Raw genomic sequence first — 7277 nt, forward strand, 5'->3', positions numbered from 1 at the left:
GAAACGCTGGAAGAAGAGAAAGCGACCGATCTGAAGCTTTCCCAGTTCGCCGAGAAAGCGGGCAACGTGAAGGCGAAGGCCGCCTGACCACCGACGTCGTCGTACGTTGGTCCGAGATCGGCTCTCCTTCGCCAGGAGCCAGCCGATTGCAAGTGCCAGTCGCCTGTTGCCGGTATCTGATGGCCGCATAGGCTGGCAGCGCTTTTTCGCGTTCGTAGCAGGGCCAAGCTATATGGTTCCCCTCGGCTACCCCGGGAACTGGGACGCTGCAGGCCAATCGCGCTTCGGCAATATGCTGCCCCTCGTGATCCTACTGTCGAACCCCCGCTACTGATGCTGATCGACCGCCAGGTGCGTCGTCGCACATATCGTGCCGCTGGGCCGCTTGTGACTGACCGTCCTGCGCGGATTTCTGCCTTCGGCCGTCATCGTTATGTATTGGGGGACGCTTATCTGGCGCTCGGAACTAATGAGGCGTCGGTCATGGCGCATGACCTTTACCTGCGTTCGTCGGTTGCGCACGCACATCTACCCGAGACGCGCGAGGGCCGGCATGCAGGCAGTCCGCTGGGCCATCATCCACGGGACCCTACGCATTGATCGCATTCGCCCTGCGCGCGTCGGGACGTCGGGATGGAATTCGACCGTCACCGGAACATTGGCAAGCAGACAGTGGTGGAGGGCTTCGGGCAGTTGCTGTACCGGACCGGGCACCGCGGCGGCTCGTCACGCGGGGGCTCGCAATCCTACCGGTGATTGTTAACGCCGCCCTCAACGGCAATCTCGGCACAGCCATCTGTTGATATCGTTCCAACTGCCATTCGCGGTGACTCACTGGCGCAATTCGTCTCGGACCGACGGCTCAAGTTCCTTTGTCATCGACCGAGATGTATGACGACGTGACGAATGTTCTCGACGGCAAGCCAGTCAGCGACCTTGTGTGGAACATGGTCCCGTGCTTCACATGGCGACGCGTCACAAGCGTGCGTTAATCCGTCGCGCCGGAAGGAAACAAACACGCAATGGACCCGGCCGCGACGCGCCAATCGCTGTGAAGAGATGAGATCCCACTGCGTCGGACTACGCGCTGTCTGGTCTCGCTAGCTACTGCGCTGACACTCCCTTCTGTGCTGCAAGGTCTTGCGCGCGTTTGTAGTGTTCCTGGATCGTTGGCATTGCATCCTGCGCGGCCTTCCTAAGCTTGGCATCCTGGCCCTTCCGTTATTTCCCTCCGGAACGCAGCGATAGCCTGTTTGTGTCCGTCCAACCCAACCTTCTGAATGTACGCCTGATCGAACTCCTTGCCCTTGAGTCCCTTTAGCGTATCAAGGATCGTTGTATCGGAGTTGTCCTTTGGTACCGTTACGTCTTTCGGCGCCGCCATCTTCAACTGAACGGTCAACTTGATGTGGTCAAGCAACATGTGGTGGGCGAAGGATTTCACATCCTTGTCCTCCGAGTTCTTCTGCGCGAGCTTCGCTGCGTCGATTTCTGTCGATGAGGAGGTCGACGCGGCCTGCACAAAATCTTTATCCTCCTGAGACAACGGATTCGCTGCCGTCGTCGAGGCGGCTTGCGTCTGGGCCAAGCCAGCAGGGCACAGAACAGGACCCGTGATCAAGACGCTGGCAAGAACAAACAGATGCTTCGTTTTCATGCTTTCTCTCCCTGGTTGCCGACGGATGCGAAGGGAATGCAGACCTTTTGTTGAGCGGTGGCGGGCGGAAACAACGCTCTGAGGGACAATTTCGAGGTTCGGTCAGTGGATGGCCTCTCAATGGATAGATTGTAAGTTTCACTACGCGCGCAAGATGGAGCATCGAGCGTTCCCTCGCAGACAAGAAGCGCTGTGTAGACCTCTTGGGATTCACGCGTTAGACCAAGCGCAAAAATTTGGCGTTGCCCGGGAAGGAGGTGCGCGAGGGGTGACGCTGGCCCGCCCCTTTTCCCAGCCTTCTTCTGCAAATGGGCCGCGCGCGCGGTCTCATATTTCAGACAGGTAGTTATTATCCAGCGTTAGCACTCACCAACGTCGTCGACAAATATTGGCCCACCGCCCGGGCCCCGGCGTGTGCTGAGCCGGCCGGAATCTTATGCAACGAACCGCCTTCGTCGAACAGGCTAGTCGCACAGCCTCGGCAAAGCTTCTCAGCACTTCTTCAGTCCCACAGACGCTCGTGTACTGCTCCTGACCGATCCGGCCGTCCATGAGGACAACAAAACCGGATTCCCGCGCAATCTTGATGATGTCCATTTTGTTCTCCGTAACTATGTGCGGCAATGCTCGTAGCTATGCCGTGCATTACGTGTTCCCGCCTGGACCGCTCCATTCGGTGTGGACATTGGAATTTCCTGATTATAGAACAGGGCGTTGTCGCTATTCGTGAACGCATTGAATCACGGCGACAGTCGTAACAATCAAGTCCAGCACCGAGGGTGAGAAAGAGTAGGAGCGCAGGGCGTACGTCCTGAATTCGACTGACTGTGGACGAGCAGCAAGGCCGTGCCGATCAGCGGGTCTCATTTTGAAAAGATATATATCGTATTTCCGTGAATGAGCGGCAAGACATCAGATCGAAGTGGTGGATGCCCGCGGCCGGGACCAAGGACCGCTAGGGCTATCGGCCATATCGTCACCACCTGACGCTTTTTGTCGCTGGGAGGTTACGGTGAGCGTCTGCGGGACGTTGAACTAATCGAGCCTGCTGGCGGGGTCCATCCGACTATGCAAGATGCGGACGACAAAAACGGTAACGTCCTGCAGGCGATAGAAGATAAGATGTGCGCCCGCCTGGAAGCACTTGTATGAGTCGCTCGCCACGGGGTGTACGTGACCGATGTTCGGATTCGCCTTGATCGTGCCCAGAGCGTGGTCGAGTAAGTCACCATAAGCGTGCATCTGGCGCTCGCCCCACGTAAGTAGAGTATGGAGCAATATGTCTTCGAGATCCTCCTGCGCCGCCGCTGCAAGTTCCAGCCGATACTCAGGACGTGACATCGGACTTCAGCTTCTCGCCGGACGCAGCGCGTTTCAGGACTCGATCCCGGATTTCCCGCATTGTTTCCTTCGAATACGTTGCGGTGCGCCCCTGAGCGATGTCGTCTTCGCCCAGCTGGATGGCGGCAAGCAGCTCGATATGTCGCTCTTCGGTCTCGCGCAACCGGCGGACTGCGTCGCGGACCAGTTCGTTTGCGTTGCTGTATAGGCCACCATCAACGCTTTTCCTGATGAAATTTTCGTCAACAGGCGCGAAATTTACGTTCATCATCGTTTCCCACGAATCAAGATATGTACATAGAATGTACAAACTTTGCTCTAAATATGCAACACCATCGATGCAGAATCGCTCGTGCACACCTTGCCAACCTTTCTTGAACCTGACTATACGGTCAGGATCTTTTCTTGACGTGGACTCAAAGCTCTGGACCCGGGTCTGGAGGTTTGCGCGGCAGCTTCAGAGGTTTGAAGCACGAACTAGACGTGTCGCCGGTGACGAAGCCAAGCGAAACAGTCGGTCGGCCCAAAAACCCAAACCCGCACCTCATTAATTGATTTGACATATCGTTTTTGACCAGCCTTTTGATTTGTACTCCTATGTTTCACAAGTCGGATAGGCTTCAATTTGCGCGAGGTGGGGAGGGCTGGCTTGTGCTGGATCAGTGTGGCGACACGCTCTTCAGGTTTCTGATGATCGAAACGTCGAAGGGGAAGATTGCCTGTCCCACGAGGTGACGACGAAGCGTCTTGAATTGACGATTGGTGACCTGCCCAAGGTGTTGGATGCCGTGGACATGGAGGCTGACTGGTCGCTGGAGGAGCCTGAGCAGGCGTCAATTCCGTCGCCATCGCCTGGTATGTGAATCCGAAATCAGTAGCTCGTACCCGCCAGTTCTCTTCAGAGCCTGGCGGGTTTTTCATTGCCTGCGGGGCGCGGGCTAGATACGGCGGTGGAGTCGCTCAGTCGTTCAGTTGCGACTCGACGTTCAGGACGATTCGTGCGACCGGGTTGTTGTCTGCGGATTGCGGCGCGAGCTTGATCTGGGCGAAGGTGACGATACCGAGAGCGATGACCAGGAGTGCTCCAGACGCGGCGATGCGGGGAAGGTATTTCACGGGGACCTCATTTTGATGATGTAGACAGAAACTGGGTGAAGCTGACAGGCGTGTCGCGTCACCTTCAGCGGCATGTCTGTCCGCAACCCGGCAACGCCGGACGCGGTCGTCAGATCGCACTTGCCGATCGGACGGAGCTTGTGCCGTGCACTATAAATCGTTTATCCGCGCGCCCAGTGCGACGTCCTGTCGCCCGCGGTATTTATTGCTTGAGCGTTTCATATTTGCGGGCGGTATCAATTGCGCTATCATTGAGTATCAACTGATACTTCAATCTGGAGTCGCATGTCACTGATTACGCCCGAAGCAGTGGCCGCGGTCATGGAACTGCGGCAGGTCCCGCACACGCTCGCGGAACTCGAGGCACTTGTGCGCGACGGCCTGCCCAAGTCCGCGCTGCGCGCGGGCGTCGAACATGCGACGCAGGGCGCCGACGCCCGGCGTGCGCTACTTGCCCGCATCATCCCCGAAGCGACCTATAAGCGGCGTCGCGATCGGCTGACGCCGGACGAATCGGAAAAGACTGAGCGGCTGGCCAGGATCGTCGCGACGACGGCCTACGTCTGGAACGACGAAGAGGACGCGCGGGAATTCCTGTCGACGCCGCATCCGGAGCTCGAAGGGCGGGCGCCGCTCGATGTTGCGCTGACTGAGCTCGGCGCGCGCCGGGTCGAAGAGCTGCTCTGGAAACTGTTTTATGGGTTGCCGGCGTGAAGTTGTTTCGAATCGCCGACACTCGACACTCTGTCTGGAGTGGCACCGGCGCGATGCTGGTGGGCGGCCGCTTCAATAGCCCGGGGCGACCGGTCATCTATGCCGCGTCGACCTTCGCCGGTGCGATGCTCGAGGTTCTTGTACATGCGCGCATCGGCAAGTTACCGAAGACCCACGGATGGGTTGAAGCAGCGGTTCCCGATGATATTCGCGTCGAACGCCATTCGGCCGAATCGTTGCCGGGGGGATGGGATGCGCCAGCACCGCAGGCGGCAAGGGAGTTCGGCGACGCTTGGCTGACCGAGTCGCGTACCGCGCTCCTGATCGTACCTTCCGTCGTCGCCCGGGCAGAGTTCAACGTGCTGGTGAATCCCGCACACCCCGACGCAACGCGGATTGCCGTGACCGAGCCACAACCCGTGGTGTGGGACGAACGCCTCTTTGCAATGCCGTCGGTCGGACACTCCACGTCGCTTCTAGCTTAGTTCGCACTCGCGCTCGCAATGGCAGTGCGGCGCCGTCTCATAGTCTTCTTGTCTGGTTGCCAACGCCAACACGGCTGTCACTCTTTAGTAATCGCCCTGATGATTTTATATAAGGTTAACAACATTTTAGGGCCGGATCTTTGTTTTGGGGTTCCAGCAGGATTTCTGTCAGCGGTTTTGATGCTATGATTGATGTCAATCAGCATCAAATGGAGAGTCAACATGCGAACTACCGTTACGATTGACGACAGTCTTTACGAGCGCGCGCTTGAGCTCGCTGATCCCGACATGGATAAGGCAGATTTGTTTCGGGTGGCGATGCAGACGTTTGTTCGGGTTCAGGCGGGAAAACGTCTTGCAGCCCTTGGGGGTACCGCGCCCGATATGCCCGACGTCCCGCGGCGTCGCTCGGAGCCGTTGACTCAATGAGCGTCCTCATCGATACATCCGTGTGGGTTGATCATTTCCGTCGGGTTAATCCGAGACTTGTTCAACTGGTCACCAGCGACGCGGCACTTACACATCCGGTCGTGCTTGTTGAACTTGCCTGTGGCACACTGCCCGCACCTCGTGCACGAACCCTTCACGATATCGGGCTGCTGCAACATGCAAAGCACGCAACATGGACCGAGGTAATGGAGTTGATCGAGGCGAGGCAGTTTTACGGTCGAGGCTGCGGTAGCAGCGACTTGACGTTGCTCGCGTCAACTTTAATGACTCCCGGTGCTTTACTGTGGACACTGGACAAGAGACTGAGCCAGCTCGCTGGTGAACTCGCCATCGTGTATATGCGTGACGTTCACTAGCAGGCTGTTGAAAAACACCTTGCCTGCTTTGAGCACTTCGTTTCATTGAGTCGCTGCGCCGATTTGATTGATGTCGGTTTAATGCTCGAAGCCTTTCATTCACGTGGATGCAATGCCATTCCCTCGCTGCCTGTCGCTCCTATGCCGCTTTCGCGGCGAGCGTGCGCATGCGAGTCAGGTTGTAGGCCGCCTGAGTCAACAGGAAGAGCTGGTCAACTCGTTGCAGGCCCCGAAACATCGCCTGCCGAATTCTTCCAACCGTCTTGCTCCAGCCAAAGACCTGCTCAATGCATTTGCATTTGCGCTTGCGCTGACTGACCGCATAGCCGGCCCAGCGCGTTGTGCGTCCGTCGATGGCGGAGCTACCCGCGCGGCCATTGTTTTGCGCAACATCTGGCGTCACGCCGTGTGCGCGGCACGTCACCACGAAGCCGGCCGTGTCGTGGTTCTTGTCTGCACCTACCGTAACCGACGTATCGGCAAACTGCGCGGCCTCCGCAAGCATTTCGGCTGCTGTGTCCCGCTCGGCTGTGCCATTCGCCTGCGTCACCTGTGCGTTCACCACGAGGCCGTGTCGGTTATCAGTCAGCACGTGCCCCATGTAGCAAAGCATCGCGCCCGTGCCACGACTCTTGCGAAACAGCCGGGCCTGACTGTCCGTGCTGGATTCATGCGTGTCGTTCTTACTGAAGGTGGAGTGGTCCCAAACAACATCGTCCATCGTCAGTCCGACGAACCTTCGCCTTCGGCACAAAGCTCTTGTGTCCGGCCCAAGCCTGAATGAGTGTGCCGTCGACGCTGAAATGCTCGCCCGACAGGTGGCCACGCACGCGTGCTGTCTCGACCGTCTCATTGAACAGACTGACCATGGCGTCATGGGCCATCAGTCGGTCGCGCCAGCGGAACAACATGTTGTAGGAGATTTGCTCCATCAGCATGCGTTCGCTGCGAATCGAATACAGCACTTGCAACAGCAGTGCGCGAATCAGCTTCTCCGGCGCGATACTTGGGCGTCCGCCCTTCGCATCGCTCTCGTACATGCGCGAAAAGACCGAATCCATGCGAGTGAGCGCTTCGTTCAACCACAGCCGAATCGGTCGCAACGTAAGCGGCTCGCGAGGGCCGTTCGCCATCTCGCGTGAGCTTGACGCATGATTC

General features: G+C 57.9%; 7 protein-coding genes and 2 pseudogenes. 4 read left to right on the forward strand and 5 right to left on the reverse strand.

Annotation, left to right across the window (positions count from 1 at the left end):
• Positions 1–1104: 1104 nt before the first annotated feature.
• The 4 genes and pseudogenes from KFO72_RS40855 to KFO72_RS40870 form a co-directional block, all read right to left on the reverse strand.
• Positions 1105–1657: pseudogene (locus KFO72_RS40855) on the reverse strand (DUF4142 domain-containing protein).
• 1035 nt (positions 1658–2692) lie between these two features.
• On the reverse strand, positions 2693–2998 hold the full coding sequence (locus KFO72_RS40860) for a type II toxin-antitoxin system RelE/ParE family toxin (protein WP_225034480.1): 306 nt from the start codon (positions 2996–2998) through the stop codon (positions 2693–2695).
• Positions 2985–3356, reverse strand: coding sequence for a type II toxin-antitoxin system ParD family antitoxin (locus KFO72_RS40865; RefSeq protein ID WP_225034481.1), 372 nt, complete (start codon positions 3354–3356; stop codon positions 2985–2987). The genes KFO72_RS40860 and KFO72_RS40865 overlap by 14 nt, the downstream gene beginning before the upstream one ends.
• A gap of 602 nt (positions 3357–3958) precedes the next feature.
• The gene (locus KFO72_RS40870; RefSeq protein ID WP_225034482.1) at positions 3959–4114 is read right to left on the reverse strand and encodes a hypothetical protein; all 156 of its coding nucleotides are present in this window, start codon (positions 4112–4114) and stop codon (positions 3959–3961) included.
• Between the two features lie 285 nt (positions 4115–4399).
• Here KFO72_RS40870 and KFO72_RS40875 point away from each other — a divergent pair, with 285 nt between their 5' ends.
• The 4 genes from KFO72_RS40875 to KFO72_RS40890 all read left to right on the forward strand — a co-directional run bounded on the left by KFO72_RS40875 (position 4400) and on the right by KFO72_RS40890 (position 6119).
• The gene (locus KFO72_RS40875; RefSeq protein ID WP_046565320.1) at positions 4400–4828 is read left to right on the forward strand and encodes an antitoxin Xre/MbcA/ParS toxin-binding domain-containing protein; all 429 of its coding nucleotides are present in this window, start codon (positions 4400–4402) and stop codon (positions 4826–4828) included.
• The gene (locus KFO72_RS40880) at positions 4825–5313 is read left to right on the forward strand and encodes an RES family NAD+ phosphorylase (RefSeq protein ID WP_225034483.1); all 489 of its coding nucleotides are present in this window, start codon (positions 4825–4827) and stop codon (positions 5311–5313) included. The genes KFO72_RS40875 and KFO72_RS40880 overlap by 4 nt, the downstream gene beginning before the upstream one ends.
• Before the next feature lie 222 nt (positions 5314–5535).
• Entirely contained in the window at positions 5536–5742 is a 207-nt protein-coding gene (locus KFO72_RS40885; protein WP_225034484.1) for a type II toxin-antitoxin system VapB family antitoxin, read from the forward strand.
• Positions 5739–6119, forward strand: a complete 381-nt coding sequence (locus KFO72_RS40890; RefSeq protein WP_225034485.1) for a type II toxin-antitoxin system VapC family toxin — start codon at positions 5739–5741, stop codon at positions 6117–6119. The genes KFO72_RS40885 and KFO72_RS40890 overlap by 4 nt, the downstream gene beginning before the upstream one ends.
• Positions 6120–6258: 139 nt before the next feature.
• On the opposite strand, the pseudogene KFO72_RS40895 reads toward KFO72_RS40890, so the two are convergent.
• A pseudogene (locus tag KFO72_RS40895) lies at positions 6259–7277 on the reverse strand (IS5 family transposase); the annotation flags it as partial.

This window comes from Paraburkholderia sp. XV (assembly GCF_020177535.1).
Lineage (GTDB): Bacteria > Pseudomonadota > Gammaproteobacteria > Burkholderiales > Burkholderiaceae > Paraburkholderia > Paraburkholderia caribensis.